At 70.3% G+C, this 16,264-nt stretch carries 20 protein-coding genes; 10 read left to right on the top strand and 10 right to left on the bottom strand.

Annotated features, from left to right (window positions below):
• Positions 1–5: 5 nt before the first annotated feature.
• Together HUW46_RS34605 and HUW46_RS34600 are read right to left on the bottom strand one after the other, a co-directional pair.
• Positions 6–2,018 (bottom strand): bifunctional MFS transporter/dTMP kinase, encoded by a 2,013-nt coding sequence (locus tag HUW46_RS34605; protein WP_215542939.1) that lies wholly within the window; start codon positions 2,016–2,018, stop codon positions 6–8.
• 62 nt (positions 2,019–2,080) lie between these two features.
• A complete protein-coding gene (locus HUW46_RS34600) occupies positions 2,081–2,851 on the bottom strand; it encodes a putative protein N(5)-glutamine methyltransferase (RefSeq protein ID WP_215542938.1) in 771 nt (256 codons plus the stop codon).
• A 144-nt stretch (positions 2,852–2,995) separates the two neighbouring features.
• Here HUW46_RS34600 and HUW46_RS34595 point away from each other — a divergent pair, with 144 nt between their 5' ends.
• Entirely contained in the window at positions 2,996–3,607 is a 612-nt protein-coding gene (locus HUW46_RS34595; RefSeq protein ID WP_215542937.1) for a TMEM175 family protein, read from the top strand.
• Positions 3,608–3,636: 29 nt separating this feature from the next.
• Here the strand turns inward: HUW46_RS34595 and HUW46_RS34590 are convergent, their stop codons facing one another.
• Positions 3,637–4,290 carry a hypothetical protein gene (locus HUW46_RS34590; protein ID WP_215542936.1) on the bottom strand — a complete coding sequence of 218 codons (654 nt, stop codon included), beginning with the start codon at positions 4,288–4,290 and terminating at the stop codon, positions 3,637–3,639.
• Positions 4,287–5,129, bottom strand: a complete 843-nt coding sequence (locus HUW46_RS34585) for an ATP-binding cassette domain-containing protein (protein WP_215550291.1) — start codon at positions 5,127–5,129, stop codon at positions 4,287–4,289. The genes HUW46_RS34590 and HUW46_RS34585 overlap by 4 nt, the downstream gene beginning before the upstream one ends.
• 125 nt (positions 5,130–5,254) lie before the next feature.
• On the opposite strand from HUW46_RS34585, the gene HUW46_RS34580 reads away from it, so the two are divergent.
• From HUW46_RS34580 to HUW46_RS34565, 4 genes are all read left to right on the top strand, one after another.
• Positions 5,255–5,959, top strand: a complete 705-nt coding sequence (locus HUW46_RS34580; RefSeq protein WP_215542935.1) for a PadR family transcriptional regulator — start codon at positions 5,255–5,257, stop codon at positions 5,957–5,959.
• A gap of 161 nt (positions 5,960–6,120) precedes the next feature.
• Positions 6,121–7,137: an ATP-binding cassette domain-containing protein gene (locus tag HUW46_RS34575; RefSeq protein WP_254125181.1), complete on the top strand. Its 1,017-nt coding sequence runs from the start codon at positions 6,121–6,123 to the stop codon at positions 7,135–7,137.
• Positions 7,134–7,910 carry an ABC transporter permease gene (locus tag HUW46_RS34570; RefSeq protein WP_215542934.1) on the top strand — a complete coding sequence of 259 codons (777 nt, stop codon included), beginning with the start codon at positions 7,134–7,136 and terminating at the stop codon, positions 7,908–7,910. The genes HUW46_RS34575 and HUW46_RS34570 overlap by 4 nt, the downstream gene beginning before the upstream one ends.
• 238 nt (positions 7,911–8,148) lie before the next feature.
• On the top strand, positions 8,149–8,367 hold the full coding sequence (locus HUW46_RS34565; RefSeq protein ID WP_215542933.1) for a DUF5988 family protein: 219 nt from the start codon (positions 8,149–8,151) through the stop codon (positions 8,365–8,367).
• 45 nt (positions 8,368–8,412) lie between these two features.
• Here the strand turns inward: HUW46_RS34565 and HUW46_RS34560 are convergent, their stop codons facing one another.
• Entirely contained in the window at positions 8,413–8,778 is a 366-nt protein-coding gene (locus HUW46_RS34560; protein WP_215542932.1) for a winged helix-turn-helix transcriptional regulator, read from the bottom strand.
• Between the two features lie 111 nt (positions 8,779–8,889).
• Here HUW46_RS34560 and HUW46_RS48550 point away from each other — a divergent pair, with 111 nt between their 5' ends.
• The 4 genes from HUW46_RS48550 (at position 8,890) to HUW46_RS34550 (ending at position 10,314) form a co-directional block, all read left to right on the top strand.
• Positions 8,890–9,078 carry an MFS transporter gene (locus HUW46_RS48550; RefSeq protein ID WP_254125179.1) on the top strand — a complete coding sequence of 63 codons (189 nt, stop codon included), beginning with the start codon at positions 8,890–8,892 and terminating at the stop codon, positions 9,076–9,078.
• 64 nt (positions 9,079–9,142) lie between these two features.
• On the top strand, positions 9,143–9,463 hold the full coding sequence (locus HUW46_RS48545; protein ID WP_254125177.1) for a hypothetical protein: 321 nt from the start codon (positions 9,143–9,145) through the stop codon (positions 9,461–9,463).
• Positions 9,445–9,684 (top strand): hypothetical protein, encoded by a 240-nt coding sequence (locus HUW46_RS48540; RefSeq protein ID WP_254125175.1) that lies wholly within the window; start codon positions 9,445–9,447, stop codon positions 9,682–9,684. The genes HUW46_RS48545 and HUW46_RS48540 overlap by 19 nt, the downstream gene beginning before the upstream one ends.
• 84 nt (positions 9,685–9,768) lie before the next feature.
• Entirely contained in the window at positions 9,769–10,314 is a 546-nt protein-coding gene (locus tag HUW46_RS34550) for a GNAT family N-acetyltransferase (protein ID WP_254125173.1), read from the top strand.
• 9 nt (positions 10,315–10,323) lie between these two features.
• On the opposite strand, the gene HUW46_RS34545 is transcribed toward HUW46_RS34550, so the two are convergent.
• From HUW46_RS34545 to HUW46_RS34535, 3 genes are all read right to left on the bottom strand, one after another.
• On the bottom strand, positions 10,324–11,946 hold the full coding sequence (locus HUW46_RS34545) for an FAD-dependent oxidoreductase (RefSeq protein ID WP_215542930.1): 1,623 nt from the start codon (positions 11,944–11,946) through the stop codon (positions 10,324–10,326).
• Between the two features lie 219 nt (positions 11,947–12,165).
• Positions 12,166–12,528 (bottom strand): PLDc N-terminal domain-containing protein, encoded by a 363-nt coding sequence (locus HUW46_RS34540; RefSeq protein ID WP_215542929.1) that lies wholly within the window; start codon positions 12,526–12,528, stop codon positions 12,166–12,168.
• 71 nt (positions 12,529–12,599) lie between these two features.
• Positions 12,600–13,184 (bottom strand): TetR/AcrR family transcriptional regulator, encoded by a 585-nt coding sequence (locus HUW46_RS34535; protein ID WP_215542928.1) that lies wholly within the window; start codon positions 13,182–13,184, stop codon positions 12,600–12,602.
• 133 nt (positions 13,185–13,317) lie between these two features.
• Here HUW46_RS34535 and HUW46_RS34530 point away from each other — a divergent pair, with 133 nt between their 5' ends.
• On the top strand, positions 13,318–14,496 hold the full coding sequence (locus HUW46_RS34530; protein WP_215542927.1) for an FAD-dependent oxidoreductase: 1,179 nt from the start codon (positions 13,318–13,320) through the stop codon (positions 14,494–14,496).
• Positions 14,497–14,530: 34 nt separating this feature from the next.
• On the opposite strand, the gene HUW46_RS34525 is transcribed toward HUW46_RS34530, so the two are convergent.
• Positions 14,531–15,325 carry a GNAT family N-acetyltransferase gene (locus tag HUW46_RS34525; protein ID WP_215542926.1) on the bottom strand — a complete coding sequence of 265 codons (795 nt, stop codon included), beginning with the start codon at positions 15,323–15,325 and terminating at the stop codon, positions 14,531–14,533.
• A 17-nt stretch (positions 15,326–15,342) separates the two neighbouring features.
• The gene (locus HUW46_RS34520) at positions 15,343–16,233 is read right to left on the bottom strand and encodes a hypothetical protein (RefSeq protein WP_215542925.1); all 891 of its coding nucleotides are present in this window, start codon (positions 16,231–16,233) and stop codon (positions 15,343–15,345) included.
• Positions 16,234–16,264: the final 31 nt, after the last annotated feature.

Below are 16,264 nucleotides of genomic sequence, written 5' to 3'. Positions count from 1 at the left end.
GGGGCTTATCCCGGAAGCGCGGGATCGTAGGCGGGGGTGGGCACCGAGAACCGGCCGGTCAACGCGGCCCACACCGCGAACCGGACCCGCTCGGCCACCTCCTCCTCGGCACCGTCTCCGGACACCACGAGGTACCTGGCGGGGCTGGTGGTGGCCATCTCCCTGAGCACGTCCCGCACCCGCCACTGCACATCACCGCTCGATGCCGTCTCGGGAGCGGTGTCGAGGAGCACCACCAGATCGGGCCGCAGCGTGCCCGTGGCCCAGAACGCCAGTCCGTCGACCTCACCGGCGTCGAGCCCGGTCGACACGCTCAGGTGCGCGATCGAGGAATCGGCGAACCGCTCCATCACCACGATCGACCCGGCGTCCAGCGCGGGCTGGACGGACCGGTCGACGATATCGGCGCGCACCGCCGCGGCGGCGAGCGCGCGGGCCCGCGGCCCGGACAGCGACGCGAGCGAGGTGAGCGCGGTCAGCCGGTCGTCGTCGAGCACCGGATCGCTCGCCAGCAGCACGTCCCGTTCACCGGCGCCGAGCCAGTCCGCGAGCCGCTTGGCCTGCTCGCCGGTATTGGCCGCGGTGGTGCCTTCGACGGTGATCAGCATCCCGGTGACCCGTTTCGCGCGCCAGCTCATCGCGTCGCGGATGGCACGCAGGATCGGTTCGCGGCGCGTGGCCGCGCCCATCTGCCGATGGGCCAGCGCGCCGGCCGCGATCGCCAGCACGCCGGCGCAGAGGATCACCGGGCGCGTGCCGTCGATCCGGATCGGATCGCCCCACACCGTCGTCGTCCACGGCCTGACCAGGGTCACCAGCAGCGGCGTGACCGCGATCGAACACCCGACCACGACCTTGAGCATGGCCTGGTACACCGCGTTGATCCGGCCGCGCATACCGTCTTCGACGCGGGAGCCGATGATCGTGATACCGGTGAGGAAGGCCGCGCCGGCGCACGCCCCGACGACCGCGACGACGACGAGGGAGAACGCGAGCATCGGTGACAGCGCGACGCCGAGCAGCGCGATCCCGGCGACCACGATCGCGACACCGAACAGCCGCTCGTGCTGGAGGCGGCGGGCCAGCTTCGGCGCGCCGATCATGCCGACGCCGAGGCCGACGAACAACGCGATGAGCAGCAGCCCGAACGTGGCCTGCCCGCCGAGCAGGCTGAGCGCGTACGGCTGGGCGGCACCGACCACGGCGCCGCCCGCGGCGAACGCGCCCATCATGCCGATCAGCAGACCGCGGACGAGCGGGGTGCCCCGGATGTAGCGGACGCTGTCGCGCAGCATCGCGAGCACGCCCTGCTTCTCGTCCTCGGACGCGGCCGCCGTGCCGGGCGGGGCGGCGCCGCGCAGGGACAGCTCGGGCAGGCGGGTCGCGATGATCACCGCGCTGGTCAGGTAGAGCGCGGCGGCGATCAGGACGGCGAGCTTGAGCAAACCGTTGGCGCCGAAGAGGTTCTGCGGCAGGTGCAGTGCGGTGCCCGCGCCGGAGACCGCGACGAACAGGCCCCCGCCGACCACGAAGGAGAAGCCGTAGGTCATCACCAGCCCCAGCTGCGCCGCCGATTCGACCTGGTCCGGCCTGCGGAGCAGGTTCGGCAGCGCGGCTTCCTTGCACGGGATCCACATGATGCTGGCGACCTGGGTCAGGAACGTACCGACGAAGATCCACCAGTAGGTGTCCATCAGGACGATGGACACGAGCAGGGCGCAGCGGACGAGATCGGCGGCGGCCATCACCTTGCGGCGGTCGAAGCGGTCCGCGAGCAGGCCGCCGATCGGGGCGAACAGCAGCCCCGGCAGGAGGTTCGCGAACAGGACACCGCTGAACGCGAAGTTCAGCCCGGTGCTCCCGGGTGCGATCGCGCTGGCGAGCGCGGCGAGGCCGAGGATGGTGAGCCAGTCCGCCGAGCTGCACACGCCGGTGACCAGCCAAAGCCGCCGAAACGGTCGTAACGCCAATACCCGGCGCGCGCGGTGGATGGTGGTCGTCTCCGCTTCCCCCGACAACGGCCTCCCCCTTCCGTGCTACCCCGGAGCGACCTTATCCCGGTGCCGTCCGAGTGCCCCGATCAGCCCAACCGTCCGAGCACGACGGTCGCGGACAGTGCATCTGCGGTCACCACACGTGGGCGGAACCCGTTGGAGGACAGCGCTTCCGCGGTCCGCTCCGCCTGGCGCTCGCTGGTCTCCACCAGCAGGTACCCGCCGGGTGCGAGCCAGCGCGGCGCATCCATCGCGACGCGCCGGTGCAGATCGACGCCGTCGGGACCGCCGTCGAGCGCCACGCGCGGCTCGTGCTCGCGGGCTTCCGGCGGCATGAGCGCGATGTCCTCGCTCGGCACGTACGGCGCGTTGACGAGAAGCAGGTCGACGCGGCCGAGCAGGGATTCGGGCAGCGCGTCGTAGAGATCTCCTTCGTGCACCTCGCCCGTGGTCACGTTGCGGCGCGCGCACCGGACCGCCACGGGATCGATGTCGGCGGCGTGCAGTTCGACACGGCCGCCCAGCGCCGCTTCGACCGCGGCGCCGAGCGCGCCCGTGCCGCAGCACAGATCGACCACGACCGCGCCGGGTCCCGCCAGCTCGACGGCGTGCCGCACGAGCAGCTCAGTCCGGCGGCGGGGTACGAAAACCCCGGGTTCCACGACGATCCTGCGGCCGTGGAACTCCACCCAGCCGACGACGACCTCGAGCGGCACGCCTTCGGTGCGCCGCCGCACCATCCGCGCGAGTTCGTCCTCGTCACGCGCCGAACCGAGCAGGAGCCGCGCCTCGTCCTCGGCGAACACACAGCCCGCGCCGCGGAGCACGGCCACGATGGCCGATTCCGAAACGGACATTCGAGCGCCTTTCCCCGAAACCACGTGGGTGCGCCGACGGCCACGACCGTCGAAACCGGACGTTCCGATGTGGACTGTCAGTTTATCGGGCGGGACCGCCGGGCCGTGGACGGACGTGCCGCCCGGATCGTCTAGCTTGACCGCGTGCGCACATCCCAGGGCCAAGAGCGGCTGGTCTTCTTCACCGACGCCGTCGTGGCCATCGCGATCACCCTGCTCGTGCTGCCGCTGGTGGACGCGGTTCCCGAAGCACTCGGCAAGCACCACGAATCGACGGAGGTGCTCAGCGAGAACCTGCCGCTGATCTACAGCTTCCTCCTCAGCTTCGCGGTCATCGCACGCCTGTGGCGAGTGCACCACAAGCTGTTCCAGCACGTGGGGGCGCTCAGCGAGCCGGTCGTGCTGTGGAACACGCTGTGGGTCCTCACGATCGTGGTGCTGCCCTTCCCCACCGAGATGATCGGCGCGTACGGCAACGACCGGTTCACCGCGGTCTTCTACATCGGGACGATGCTGGCGAGCAGCCTGTGCCAGACGACGCTCACCGTGATCGTCTGGCGCAACCCCGCACTCGCCGTCGAGGGCAACCCGTTGCCCGCGCGCTTCCTGCACTCGAGCGTGAGCACCGCCGCCGCGTTGCTGGTCGCCGTGCTACTGGTCGCGTTCGTGCCCGGCGTGACCTACTACGCCCTGTTCCTCCTGCTGCTCCCGCCGCTCGTCGAACGCTTGCTGGGACGGCGAAAGACCGCGGCCTGACCGTCCACAAGGGACTCTCCTGGGCGAGGTCAGTCGCGGCGGCGTGCCACGGCATCGGTGACGGCGGCGCACCCGGCGAGCACGAACGCGCCGCAGAGCAGGAACGGCAGCATCGAGCCGGCGAGCTCGCCCGGCGGCGCGTCCCGCACCAGCAGCCGGAACGCGGGGTGCACGAGCGGCAGCCACGGCGGTAGCCCGGCGATCACCAGCGCGACCACGGCGCAGATCACCGCGTGTCCCAGCCGGGGAACGACGAGGCGGCAGCAGACCGTGCCGATCGCGACCCCGACGAAGGCGCTGAGGAGCTCGGCCTCCAGCCCCGCCAGCAGGGTCAGCGGCGCGGCGTGCCCGACGACCAGCAGCGGGTAGGCGAGGCCGATCAGCCCGAGCACCACCGAGGACCCCAGCGCCACCGCGATCCCGGCGAGCAGCACGCGGCGCGGGGAACCCGCGTTGACCGCGGTGATCGCGCGCTGCACCGGGTCTTCGCTGTTGTGCACGGCCACGGTCAGCCACGTCGAACAGACGAGGAGCGCCGCGGCCGTCAGCGCGAACAGCGGCGCCACGGCCTTCTCGCCGCTGCTGGTGAGGACCATGACGGCGGCGATGTACAGCGCCACCGGTGGGAAGTACCGCTGGGAGTGCAGCGCGTCGAGCAGCGTGTAGCGGACCAGCGCCCTCACCGGACCTCCTCCGCGGGCAGGGCGGCGCGGCGCACCGCGGCCACCGACCAGCCACCCCGGATGGCGGTGAGCAGCAACTCGTCGCAGTGCTCGCCGTCCACGACCACCGTGACGGAACCCGCGCCGTGATCCGCCCTGCGCACGCCGGGCAGCCCTGCCCAGTCGACCGGCTCTGGCTCCGCGGCGGCCACCAGGTCGACCGTGGCGACCCGCCCGCGCTCGCGCCACACGCCCAGCCGTCCCCCGTCGATTCGGTAGGCGGTCGAGGCGGTAGCGCGCACCACCGCCTCCCGGTGGTCGGTGAACACCACCGCGCCGCCGTCGCCCGCTACCTCGGCGAGCAGGTCCGCGAGCACGCCGTGCGCGGACACGTCGAGACCCGACCACGGTTCGTCGAGTACGAGCAGCTTCGGCCGCGGCAGAAGTGCCTGCGCCAGCGCGACCTTCTGCGCGTTGCCCTTCGACAGCTCCCGCAGCGGGGTCGTGGCGCCGCCGACTAGCGCGAGCCTGTCCAGCAGCTGATGCGCACCGGCGTCCGCCTCCACTGTGGACAGTCCGCGCACCCGGCCCATGTGCCGCAGATAGGCGATCGCGGTCATCCGCTCCTTGGTGGGAAACCGTTCTGGCACGTACCCGACGGCGTGCGGCCGGGCCAGCACTTCACCGGCGCTCGGCCGGGAGAGGCCGACGAGGATCCGCAGCAGCGTCGACTTCCCCGAGCCGTTTGTGCCCGCGATGGCGACCACCTCGTTCGCGTCCACCCGCAGGTCGACGCCCTCGATCACCCACGGGCCCGCGCCGTAGCGCTTCCCCACTCCCCGTAGCCGCACCAGGTCCATCGCGCCGCCGTCCCCCGTTCCGCAGACGACCCGATGATAGCCAGGCGCGCGCGGCGAGCCGGTTGACATCGACCACCCGAACTCGGGTACTCTGATTCGAGTACTTTGGTCAGAGTGGAGGTCGCATGGCGCGGAAAGGGCGAAGCAACCCGCTGGCGCTCGCCGTGCTCGTGCTGCTCACCGAGCGACGGATGCACCCCTACGAAATGTCGACCACGCTGCGGGAACGTCGCAAGGAAGACAGCATCAAGCTCAACTACGGCTCGTTGTACGCCGTGGTCGAGTCGCTGCAGAAGCGCGGGCTCATCGAAGCGACGGAGACCGTCCGCGATGGCAGACGGCCCGCGCGCACGGTGTACGCGATCACCGAAGCGGGCGCCGAGGAGATGCACGACTGGCTCACCGACCTGATCGCACGCCCTGTCAAGGAGTACCCGCAGTTCGAGGCCGCCTTGTCCCTGCTGCCCGTGTTGCCGCCCGACCGCGCGGTGGATCTGCTCGAAACCCGGCTCGGGGCACTTCGCGAAACCGACCGGGTCACCGAGGCGGGGTTCCGCGACGTGGGCGGGAAGCTACCGCGGCTGTTCCTCATCGAAGCCGAGTTCGCGCACGCGCTGCTGCGTGCCGAGATCGAATTCGTCGACAAGCTCGTCGGGGAGCTGCGCCGCGGCGAACTCGCCGATCTCCGGTTGTGGCGGCGCATCCACGAACTGCACCGGGCGGGCACCCTGCCCGAGGACCTGACCGCGTTCGTCACCGAGGAATTCGACGCAGAGGAGGTGCGCTGGCTGACCGAACTGGCCAAGCCATCGGACGAACCACCGCAGTAGCAAGGATCCCCGGCCGGTGCGCCAACACCGGCCGGGGATCGTTCGACACCCGGAGTCACCGCCTACGGACGAGACAGCTCCTCGCGCGCGCCTGCACCGCAAGGGTAGCTGAGCTCTTCTCCGTCGCCGGTCGGCTCCTTCCACAGAGGAGGGGAACCACCGTGTCCACAACCACGAGCGGCACGAAAACGATGACGAGCAGGGAGACCGCGATCGAGGCGGCCGGGCTCGTCAAGACCTACGGCAAGGGCGAAGCGGCCGTCCACGCGTTGGCTGGGCTCGACATCTCCGCCGAGCGGGGCGGCGTGTTCGGCCTGCTCGGCCCGAACGGCGCCGGCAAGTCGACCACCGTCAAGATCCTCACCACACTGTCCAAACCGGACTCGGGAGCGGCCGTCGTCGCCGGGGTCGACGTGCTGCGCCGGCCCGACGAGGTGCGCAGGGTGATCGGGTACGTCTCGCAGAAACCCGCGTTCGACCCGATCGGCACCGGCCGGGAAAACCTGGTGCTGCAGGGCCGCATCCACGGCATGCCGGGCCGCGAGGCGCGCAGGCGCGCGGACGAGTTGCTCGAACGGTTCGGTCTCGCGCAGGCGGCCAACCGGCTCGCGGGCAAGTGGTCCGGCGGCATGCAGCGCAAGCTCGATGTCGCGGCCGGGCTGCTGCACCGGCCGAGCGTGCTGTTCCTCGACGAACCCACCACGGGCCTCGACCCCGAAGCACGCGCGGACATGTGGGACGAGATCGCGCGACTCGCCAAGGACGACGGGCTCACCGTCCTGCTGACCACGCACTACCTCGAAGAGGCCGACAACCTGGCGTCCCGCCTCGTCATCGTGGACAAGGGCAAGGTCGTCGCCGAGGGCACCCCGGACGAGCTCAAGAGCCGGATCGGCGGGGACACCATCCACGCCGAACTGGTCACCGGCGGAGCGGACGGCAGCCTGGCCAGTGCGATCGGCGCGGTACCGGGGGTGAGTGCCGTGCGGGTCGACGGCGCGAACCTGCGCGCGACCGTTGCCAACGGCGCGGCCGCGCTGCCGGGTGTGCTCGCCGCACTGGAGTCCGAACGCGTCGAACTGGCCTCGGTCACCGTGTCCCGCCCGTCGCTCGACGACGTCTACCTGCGGCACGCGGGCCGCGCCTTCCGCAACGCCGATCAGGAGGCGATCGCATGACCACCTTCGTTTCGCATTCCGGGCTGCTGACCGGGCGCGCACTGCGCACGGTGACGCGCCAGCCCGCGTACCTGTTGTTCACCCTCGTGCAGCCGATGGTGTGGCTGCTGCTGTTCGGGCAGTTGTTCAAGCGCATCGCCGAACTACCCGGTTTCGGCAGCGGCTCGTACGTCGCCTACCTGACACCGGGGGTGGTCGTCATGACGGCGATGATGAGCGCGGGCTGGAGCGGCACCACGTTCATCCAGGCCATGGACCGCGGGGTGATGGACCGCGACCTCACCTCACCGGTCAGCAGGGGCGCGATCATCACCGGATCCGTGCTGCACCAAGGGATCACCACGATCGTGCAAGCGCTCGTCGTGTTCGGCGCCGGGCTCGCGGTCGGCGCCCGCTACGACGGCGGCGTGCTCGGCGTGCTGGTGGTCCTCGCCTGTTCGGTGCTGCTCGCGGTGTCGTTCGCGGCGTTTTCGGACGCGATCGCGCTGCTGGTGCGCCAGCAGGAGGCATTGATCGGGATTTCGCAGTTCCTGGCGCTCCCGCTGGCGTTCCTGTCCTCGGTGATGATGTCCCCGGCGCTGATGCCGGGCTGGGTCGCCGACGTGGCCAGGTTCAACCCGGTGGACTGGGCGGCGGTGGCCAGCAGGGCGGCGCTCGGCGCGGACCCGGACTGGTCGGTCGTGCTCGGCAGGGGCGGCTTGCTGCTGGCGCTCGCCGTGGTGATGTGCTGGCTCGCCACCAGTGTGTTCCGCAGCTACCAGCGATCGGCCTAGCGCGGTGCCGGGTCCGGCGGCGACCGGACCCGGCACCCCTAGATGTGCCGTAGCTCACAACCCGCCCTTCCGGCAACCCCAGACGCGCGGCCGCGCATTAGGGGTTATGCACTGCTTCGAAATGCGTACTATTAGCTGCGTCACAGTGCATGGAAATGCCGGTGGAATTGGCCCACGGAATTCCGGACGCGTTCTGTGCCCACCTCGGAACAGCCAATCGCGAAGGAGTGCTGCCATCATGTCGACGAACGTTCCCAACGCGGTCCTGCACGGCGGGCCCGACCACTTCATGCCCGGCGCATCCCGCGTCCGGCACGTCGCCGACCTCGACGAACAGGTGAAGGTCGAATCCGGCGGATGCTACGAGCACTTCAAGCCGACCGCGGAGCAGGTCGACCACGAAGGCACCGTGCTGCGCGTGTTCTCCTGGACGCACCGCACCTACGTGGCGGAATGACGCCGTATTTCCCGTCGAACGCGGGACGATCGGATTCCGTACGCTTCAGCGCGCGGAATCCGACTGCTCGACCGGGGTGTTCCTGATGCCTTCGAGGCGTTCTTTGTGACGGCACCCCCACGCACCGAGTGGCCCCAGCGCCTCGATGAGCGACCGGCCCAGCGGGGTGAGCGAGTACTCCACCTTCGGCGGCACCACGTGCCAGACCTCGCGGTGCACCACTTCGTCGCGTTCCAGCTCGCGCAGGTGCTGGATCAGCATTTTCTCGCTGACCCCGTCGAGCGCGCGTTTGAGCTCACCGAACCGGGCGGGAGCGTCCTTCAACGCCCACAGGATGAGCACCTTCCACTTGCCGCCGACCACGTCGATGGCGGCGTCGAGGCCGCACACGAACGTCTGCATCTCCGCCATGCCACACTCACCACCAGGTAAGTACCCCACTAGTTAGTGGGGTACTTGTCCACGGGTAAGCGTACAACCGACGATCTTGACCATGGCGCTTCCGGTTTTTCGCTCCTGCTCGTGGTTTTCGGCCTCACCACCGGCGAATTCGTGATCGCAGGCATCCTGCCGAGCGTCTCCGCGGACCTGTCGGTGTCGGTGGCCTCGGCCGGTCTGCTGACGACCGCGTACGCACTGGGCATGATCATCGGCGGCCCGGTGGTCACCGTCCTGACCGCGCGGGTCGCCCGGAAACGGCTCATCGTGTGACTCGTCGGCGTTTCGGTGCTCGCGAACGCGGGTTCCGCCGTCGCCCGGGTATCCCGTGCTCCTCGTGTCGCGGTTCGCGGCCGTCGCGGCGCTCGTACTGGTGGCCGTGCTGCTGGTGCTGCGGTACGTCCCCGCTCAGCCGCCGACCGCGACCGGGCCGGTGCTGCGGGAACTGCGCGTGTTTTCCGGCCGCGACGTCCAGCTCGCGATCGCGATGACCGCACTGGGAAATGTGGGCGTACTGGCCGTGTTCACCTTCATTTCGCCGCTGCTCACCGATTTCAGCGGGTTCAGCGCCGGTTCGGTCCCCGCGCGGTGCTCCTCGTCTTCCTGCTCGGCCTGCTCGCCTTCGCGATCATCCCCGGTATGCAGACCCGCGTGCTGACCGCCGCCGGCGCGGCCCCCACCCTCGCGATCGCCGTCAACGCGTCCGGTTTCCAGCTCGCGGCCGCTTTCGCCGGGTGGCTCGGCGGCCGGATCGTCGACGGCGCGGGACCGCGCGCGCTCTACCCGGCCGGCGCCGCGCTGACCCTGGCAGGCCTCGCCGTCGCATTCGTGCTCCTGCGGCGCGACACGACGGCCCGCTATCCATCTACTGTGGACTGAAGGACGCCCGCCGCAGAGCGGACGATGGCGATCGTGGCCATACCGCCACATCCTGCCCGATCATCCGGCTACACTCCGATATTCGTGGACGAACTCAAGTTGCGCCAGGGGGACGAGGCGGACACGGCCGTCCTGCTCGGTTTCGTGGACGACGCCGTGGCCTGGATGAACTCCCGAGGCAACACCGGCCAGTGGGGTACCGAACCGTGGTCGTCGCGGCCCGACAAGGCCGCGAGGGTGCGCGCCCAGGCCGCGGGTGGCAACCTGGTGATCGCGGAGATCGGCGGCGTGCCCGCGGGCGCGGTCACGCTCAATTCCGGTCCGCCGCCCCACATCGCCACCGCCGAGGAACCCGAGATCTACATCGGGCTGCTGATCACCTCGCGCCGGTTCGCCGGGAAACGGGTCGGTTCGCGCCTCATCGAATACGTGCTCGATCAGGCGCGGCAACGCGGGATCGGTCTCGTGCGCGTCGACTGCTACGCGGGCGGCGACGGCGAGCTGGTGCGCTACTACGAGCGCCAGGGCTTCCAGAAGACGGCCACCTTCGACGCGAACGGCTGGCCAGGGCAGGTCTTCCAGCAGCGGGTGGCGCGGACTTCACCGCCCGGCACGGCTACCGGGCGGTGAACGCGTCCCTCAGCTCCGTGCCAGCACCGCGGTGAGCGCCTGCCGGAGTTCGCGCTCGGGTTCCGGCGGCTGGACCTTGGCACGCCAGGCGACGAACCCGTCCGGCCGGACGAGGGTGGCGCCGGTACCGGTGATGCCGTAGGCGTCGGTGAAGCAGTTCTCCGGGTCCCCCAGCTCGGCACCTACGTGGTGCACGCGCAGGTCGACGCCGATGGCCGCCGCGGCCTTTTCGGCTGCCGCGCGCCACTCCGCGCCGTCCTGACCGGCCAGCAGCGTGAACGCGCCGTCGAACAGGTCCACTGTGGACAAATGCTCCCCGGCCCTGTCCAGCCACACGTGCGGCGCGCGCAGACCCGGCCGCCCGCTCGGCCTACGGGGATCCTCGACCGGACTGTCCGGAGTGGACGGTTCGGTCAGCACGGCACCGGATCCGTACCGGTAGCCGAAGATCATCGTGAGGTCGTCGATCTCCTCGCTCTCCGCGCCGTCACCCCGCTGACGGCTGGTCAAGAGCTGGATCGCCGTACGGAGCGTCGTCTCGGCGACGGGACGGCGCTCGGGTTCGTAGGTGTCCAGCAGCGCTTCGCCCGCACGACCGTCGAGCACGGCGGCGAGCTTCCACGCCAGGTTGTGCGCGTCGGCGATTCCGGTGCTCGCCCCGTAGGAGCCGGCAGGCGGGAAGACGTGCGCCGCGTCGCCGGCGAAGAACACCCGCCCTGCCCGGTACCGGCGCGCGATCCAGGCGCCGTTCTTGGTGTGGGAAACCTTGTCGGGCCATCCCGGCACCGGGGGCACCAGCGCGAGTTCCAGGTCCGGGTCACCGATCGCGGCACGGGCCATTTCGACGCACCGCTGCTCGGTGAAGTCCTCCGGCGAGTCTCGCCCTTCCGGGTCGTACGGCGAGGCGAGCATCCACCTGCCGAAGTCCTGCATCGGTACCAGTACCGTGCCCGTCGTCGGCCGGTCGAGATAGGCGAGGAGGAAACGCCTGCCCCGCAACGGAACCGTGAGATCGGCTTCGAAGAGGAAGTGCGCGCTGTACCGGGTGGGCCCGATCTGGTCCACCTCGATGCCGAGGCGGTGGCGGATCCCCGCGCGGTGGCCGTCCGCGGCGATGAGGTAATCGGCGCGGATACCGTATTCGTCGCCGCTGCCGAGATCGCGTACGACGGCGCGCACACCGTCGGCCGTCTGGTCGAGGGAAACCAGCTCGGTGGCGAACCGCACGTCCACGCCGTTGTCCTCGGCGCTCTCGCGCAGGACGCGCTCCAGCTCGTCCTGGTCGATCAGCGCCCAGTCCGTGGGGCTGAGCCCGGCGGAGGGCCGGACCTGGTCGAGCACGTCCACGCGGAAGCGTTCCTCGCCAGCCAAGGTCTCCGCGCCGATCATTTCGGGGAGCTCGGCCAGTATCGACGTGCGTTCCCGGATCTTCGCCTCGAGGCCGAGCGGGCGGTAGAGCTCGATCGTGCGCGGGTTGAACGCACGCGCCTGCGGCATGATCGCCGTCGACGGGTGCCTCTCCACGAGGAGCACATCAATCCCTTGCCGCGCAAGGAAAAGCGCCGCGGACAAGCCCGTGGTGCCGCCGCCGACGACAAGCACGGCGGTTCTGAGGTCGGCCGGTTCGGTCATCAGTACTCCTGTCCTCGGTCCCGCGCACCGGAGCCGACCCTGGCTCGGGCGCGCGTTCAGATCCGGTTTATCAAGGTCTTGGAGTACATTATCAAACAGATGGATGATTAACTAGAACAGACTGATAGTACCGTCATGTTGGCAGGTCAGAGCGCAGCGCTGGGACCAGAGCCGGTCCCAGCGCTGTCGAAAAAACGCCTCGCGACCGAGGCGCTTGGATCAGTCCTCGTCGCGCTTTTCGGCGGCCTTGCGCCGCTGCGCCTCGGCCCGCTCACGGCACCTGCGGAGGAATTCCTCGTCGTCCTGCGAGCTCGTCGCGGCGAACCGGCCCGGCCGGTCGTACTCGGGGAACCCCGGCGCCTGCCGCTCGTACCGGCCGGTCGGCGCACCGGGGGCGCGCTGCGGCCTGCCCGCGATCAGCCACACGATCGACCCCACGAGCGGGATCAGCAGCACCAGCAGCAGCCACGGCAGTTTCGGCAGGTTGCGGCACGACGCCTCGTCCGTCACGATCACGTCGACGAGGCAGAAGATCCACAGCCCGAGCGTCACCAGTCCGACGAACCCGTCGAAGTAGAGCATCCCCAGAACCTTTCCCCAGCCGCCGGACCTCTTCCGGCGAGCACGGGTATTCCTAGCAGACCGCGAAGCGCTCAGATTCCCGGATGGGCGTCGGACCACCCGCGGTCGAGCAGGCCGAAGATCGCGTCGATCGCCGTGTCCGGATCGGCGTCCCGGTGCGCCAGGTCGACGGCTTCGAGCGCGAACCGGGCGAGCGCGGCGCAGGCGGGATCGCCTTCGGGTGCGCCGGCTTCCTCGGCAATCACCTTCGCCAACGCCGTTTCGTGGCGCAACCACATACGGCGGGCGTAGTGGCGCAGCGCGGGGGTTTCCTCGATCATGCGGCCGAAGGCCGAGGTGTGCGGGAACCTGGCGACCGCGGACGTCCTGCTCAGGACGTGCTCGCGCAGGGCGGGCAGCACGCGCTGCCCCGCCGCGCGATCGCGCACCGCGGACACGAGCGCCGTTTCGATGTCCTCGTCGAGATCGAAGACCAGCGACTCCTTGCTCGGGAAGTACTTGAACAGCGTCGTCACCGACACGTCCGCCGCGTCGGCCACCTCCCGGACGCCGACCTGGTCGTAGCCGCGTTCCAGGAACAGTTCGAGCGCGGCGTCCGCGAGCGCCTTGCGGGTCTGGGCCTTCTTGCGCTCGCGGCGCCCGATCTGCTCCTGCACCACCCCACCCTATCCGACCAAAGGTGTAACGAACAAAAGATTTATCCGTTGAACTTTTTTACTCGATGTGGTTTTCTGGTGTCACGCCGGACGCCAAACCCGGCACCCACCCACCTCGAAGGACCCCACTGCGATGAACTCTGCCCGCAGCCCCCGTATCGCGATCGTCGGCGCCGGAGTCGGCGGTCTCGCCTGCGCCCGCGGCCTCCAGCTCCACGGCCTCTCGGTGACCGTGTTCGAGCGGGAGACCTCCTCGACCGCCCGCTGGCAGGGCGGCATGCTCGATCTGCACGTCCCCACCGGGCAGGCCGCGATGCGCGCCGCCGGTCTTTTCCCCGAGTTCCTGGCGCTGGCCAGGCCCGAGGCGCAGGAACTGCGCGCGCTGGACCCGGTCACCGCCGCGGTGCTGCATCACGAAGCGCCCGCCGACGACGAACGCTCCGCGCCCGAGATCGACCGCGGCCAGCTCCGCGGATTGCTGCTCGGCTCCCTCGAACCCGGAACTGTCCATTGGGGACAGTCGATCCGCTCGGCCACCTCGCTGGACGACTGCACCGCCCGCCTGCGCTTCGGCGACGGCACCGCCGAGGAGTTCGACCTCGTCGTCGGCGCCGACGGCGCATGGTCCCGCGTCCGCCCCGCCCTGTCCGGCGCCGTTCCCGCGCACCTGGGCACCACCATGGTCGAGACCTGGATCGACGACGTCGACACCGGCCACCCCGCGCTCGCCCGCCTGGTCGGTGAGGGCACGCTGGTCGCGAAGGTCGGCAGCACAATGCTGTCCGCGCAACGGAACAGTGGCGGTCACCTCCGCGTCTACGCCGCGCTCGACGTGCCGCCGGACTGGCACGAGGCCGCCGGTGTGGACCTCGCGGACGCGTCGGCCGTGCGCGCGTACCTGCTGGCCCAGTTCGAGGGCTGGCACGAGAGCCTGCTCGATCTGCTGCGCCACGACGGCGAGTTCGTGAACCGGCCCCTGTACGTGCTGCCCGTGGGACACCGCTGGGACCACGTCCCCGGCATCACGCTCGTCGGCGACGCCGCCCACCTCATGCCGCCGTTCGGCATCGGCGCCAATCTCGCCCTCGTCGACGGCACCGATCTCGCCACCGCCGTCGCCACGCACGCGAGCCTCGACGAAGCCGTTCGCGCCTACGAAAGCGTCATGCTGCCCCGCGCCACCGCGGGCGCGCGGGCGTGCGCCGAACTCGCCGAAATCATGACCGCGGAACCGGTCCTCGACGTGGACGCCGCACGGCAACGGCTCAACGAGCAGCTGCTGAGTCCGGAAAGGACAGTCGGGCAGCGTTGAAGAACGGGGCAGCGAAGTGGTTTCGCTTCCCCGTTCACGGCGTGATCGCGAACTCCGCGTACTCCCCGTAAGCCTGGAACCCGAGCCGCCGGTACACCGGTTCCCCGTCCGCAGACGCCTGTAGCACCGCCAGGTCGCACCCGGTGTCGCGCGCCGAGCGCAGCGCCGCGAGCGTGATCGCGCCGCCGAAACCCCGCCTGCGGTAGGCGCGAAGTGTGGAAACGTTGTACAGCCCGGCGATACCGTCGTGCAGGAGGATTTCGGCCGCGCAAACCGGTTCCCGGTCGTGGTAGCCGAGCAGCAGCCTGCCGGGGCAGCCGTGGGCGAGCACCCGGTCGGTCACCGCGGTGTAGAACTCGTGCACCCCAGCCGAGGGCGGGTTCCAGTTCGCGGCCTGGATCCCGGCGAACTCGCGGACCTGAGCGGCCGTGGTCACTCCAACGATGTCGAGATCGGCGACGGTCCCGCCGTCGGGGAGCTCGCTCAACCGCGTCCACATCGCGGTTTCGCGCTCGGACTCCGCCAATCCCGCGCCGGTCAGCAGATCGCGCAGGTCGTCGGGGCCGGACGCCGGGCCGACCCACCACGAGAACGGCCGCCCGGTCCTGCGCAGCGCGGTGATCGTCTCGGCGATCCGCGTTTTCGCGAGATCCGGGGCGAAGTCCGCGGTGGCGACGATGTTGAAGGTGTCGTCGTCGATCCCGCTGTCGGCGACGAGCAGGTCCTCGGTGCGGGTGACCACCGAGCGGGGCAGTGCGCCGTGCAGGTAGCAGGCGTGTTCGGCGAGGTTCCGGTCGAATCGCGCCGACAGCGCGTGATCGAGGCTCATGCTCCCCTTCTCGTGGTTCAGCGGCCGTTCTCCTCCAGCACGGAGATCGCGCTCACCGTCGCATAGCCCCGCCATTCGAGTGCGGCCGCCTCGGAATAACTGGTGAAGTCGACGACCCAGCCGCCGTCGGGCTGCTGGTTGCCCTCCAGCCGGTCGAGATCGGCCGAGACCGCGCTGTCGTCGAACAGCGCGCGAAGGGGATGGTCCGGCTCCGGCGCGAGATCGAGCAGGTGCAGGGATTCGCCTTCCGCACCACCGGCGACGGGAACCGCGCCGTCTGCCGGGATGAACTTTCCCAGCCGTGCCACCAGTTCGTGGGCTTCCGGGTAGTTGCCGGCGGCGGCGCTGAGGAAGTGGACGGCGAACATCAGGACGTAGGCGAACGGGGGTTCGTCCATCCGCCGGATCTCGTCGAAGCAGTAGCGGGTCGCCGCGGCGAGCCACGGGTGGTCCTTCGCGGCGGCATCCCACTGGGCGACCCGGTGGGCCTGGGTCGCGATGGCGGCGGTGATCTGCAACGAGGACGTGCCCGCGTCGGCCTGCACCCAGAATGGGGCGCAGGCGGTGGGATCGGCGACGGGCAGCGCGAACGGCACGCCCCCGTCGGGCAGGCTGACCGAGCCGAGCCAGTCGAGCAGGGCGGTGGTGTGGGGCGAGGTCGCGGGACCGGCGTCCGCGATCGCCTCGAAGGCGTGCAGTGCGCCACCCGGCTGGCTTTCCCGCGCGCGCAGGTCGGGTTCGAGGCCCCAGCCGTAGCCGCCGTCCGGGTTGCGGTATCCGTCCACCGCGGCGACGACCGCGGCCCGATCGGCGTCACCGCCGCCGCGAGCCAGGTCGAAACGCCGCCTGTCGAGGATGCGCGCGTGGGTCGCCATGAACGACGCGGCGCGGTCGAGGTTGATCGTCATGCGGGGAAGTCTGCTCCGCCCGCCCGCCCGC

It is taken from the genome of Amycolatopsis sp. CA-230715, from assembly GCF_018736145.1.
Taxonomy (GTDB): Bacteria; Actinomycetota; Actinomycetes; order Mycobacteriales; family Pseudonocardiaceae; genus Amycolatopsis.
This window is presented reverse-complemented; position numbering and strand designations above follow the sequence as displayed.

Bases quoted from the DNA above. Each gene is read 5' to 3' on its own strand.
- HUW46_RS34600 (WP_215542938.1), bottom strand. From the start codon at position 2,851: ATGTCCGTTTCGGAATCGGCCATCGTGGCCGTGCTCCGCGGCGCGGGC.
- HUW46_RS34585 (WP_215550291.1), bottom strand. From the start codon at position 5,129: ATGGACCTGGTGCGGCTACGGGGAGTGGGGAAGCGCTACGGCGCGGGC.
- HUW46_RS34580 (WP_215542935.1), top strand. From the start codon at position 5,255: ATGGCGCGGAAAGGGCGAAGCAACCCGCTGGCGCTCGCCGTGCTCGTG.
- HUW46_RS34570 (WP_215542934.1), top strand. From the start codon at position 7,134: ATGACCACCTTCGTTTCGCATTCCGGGCTGCTGACCGGGCGCGCACTG.
- HUW46_RS34565 (WP_215542933.1), top strand. From the start codon at position 8,149: ATGTCGACGAACGTTCCCAACGCGGTCCTGCACGGCGGGCCCGACCAC.
- HUW46_RS34560 (WP_215542932.1), bottom strand. From the start codon at position 8,778: ATGGCGGAGATGCAGACGTTCGTGTGCGGCCTCGACGCCGCCATCGAC.
- HUW46_RS48540 (WP_254125175.1), top strand. From the start codon at position 9,445: ATGCAGACCCGCGTGCTGACCGCCGCCGGCGCGGCCCCCACCCTCGCG.
- HUW46_RS34545 (WP_215542930.1), bottom strand. From the start codon at position 11,946: ATGACCGAACCGGCCGACCTCAGAACCGCCGTGCTTGTCGTCGGCGGC.
- HUW46_RS34540 (WP_215542929.1), bottom strand. From the start codon at position 12,528: ATGCTCTACTTCGACGGGTTCGTCGGACTGGTGACGCTCGGGCTGTGG.
- HUW46_RS34530 (WP_215542927.1), top strand. From the start codon at position 13,318: ATGAACTCTGCCCGCAGCCCCCGTATCGCGATCGTCGGCGCCGGAGTC.
- HUW46_RS34525 (WP_215542926.1), bottom strand. From the start codon at position 15,325: ATGAGCCTCGATCACGCGCTGTCGGCGCGATTCGACCGGAACCTCGCC.
- HUW46_RS34520 (WP_215542925.1), bottom strand. From the start codon at position 16,233: ATGACGATCAACCTCGACCGCGCCGCGTCGTTCATGGCGACCCACGCG.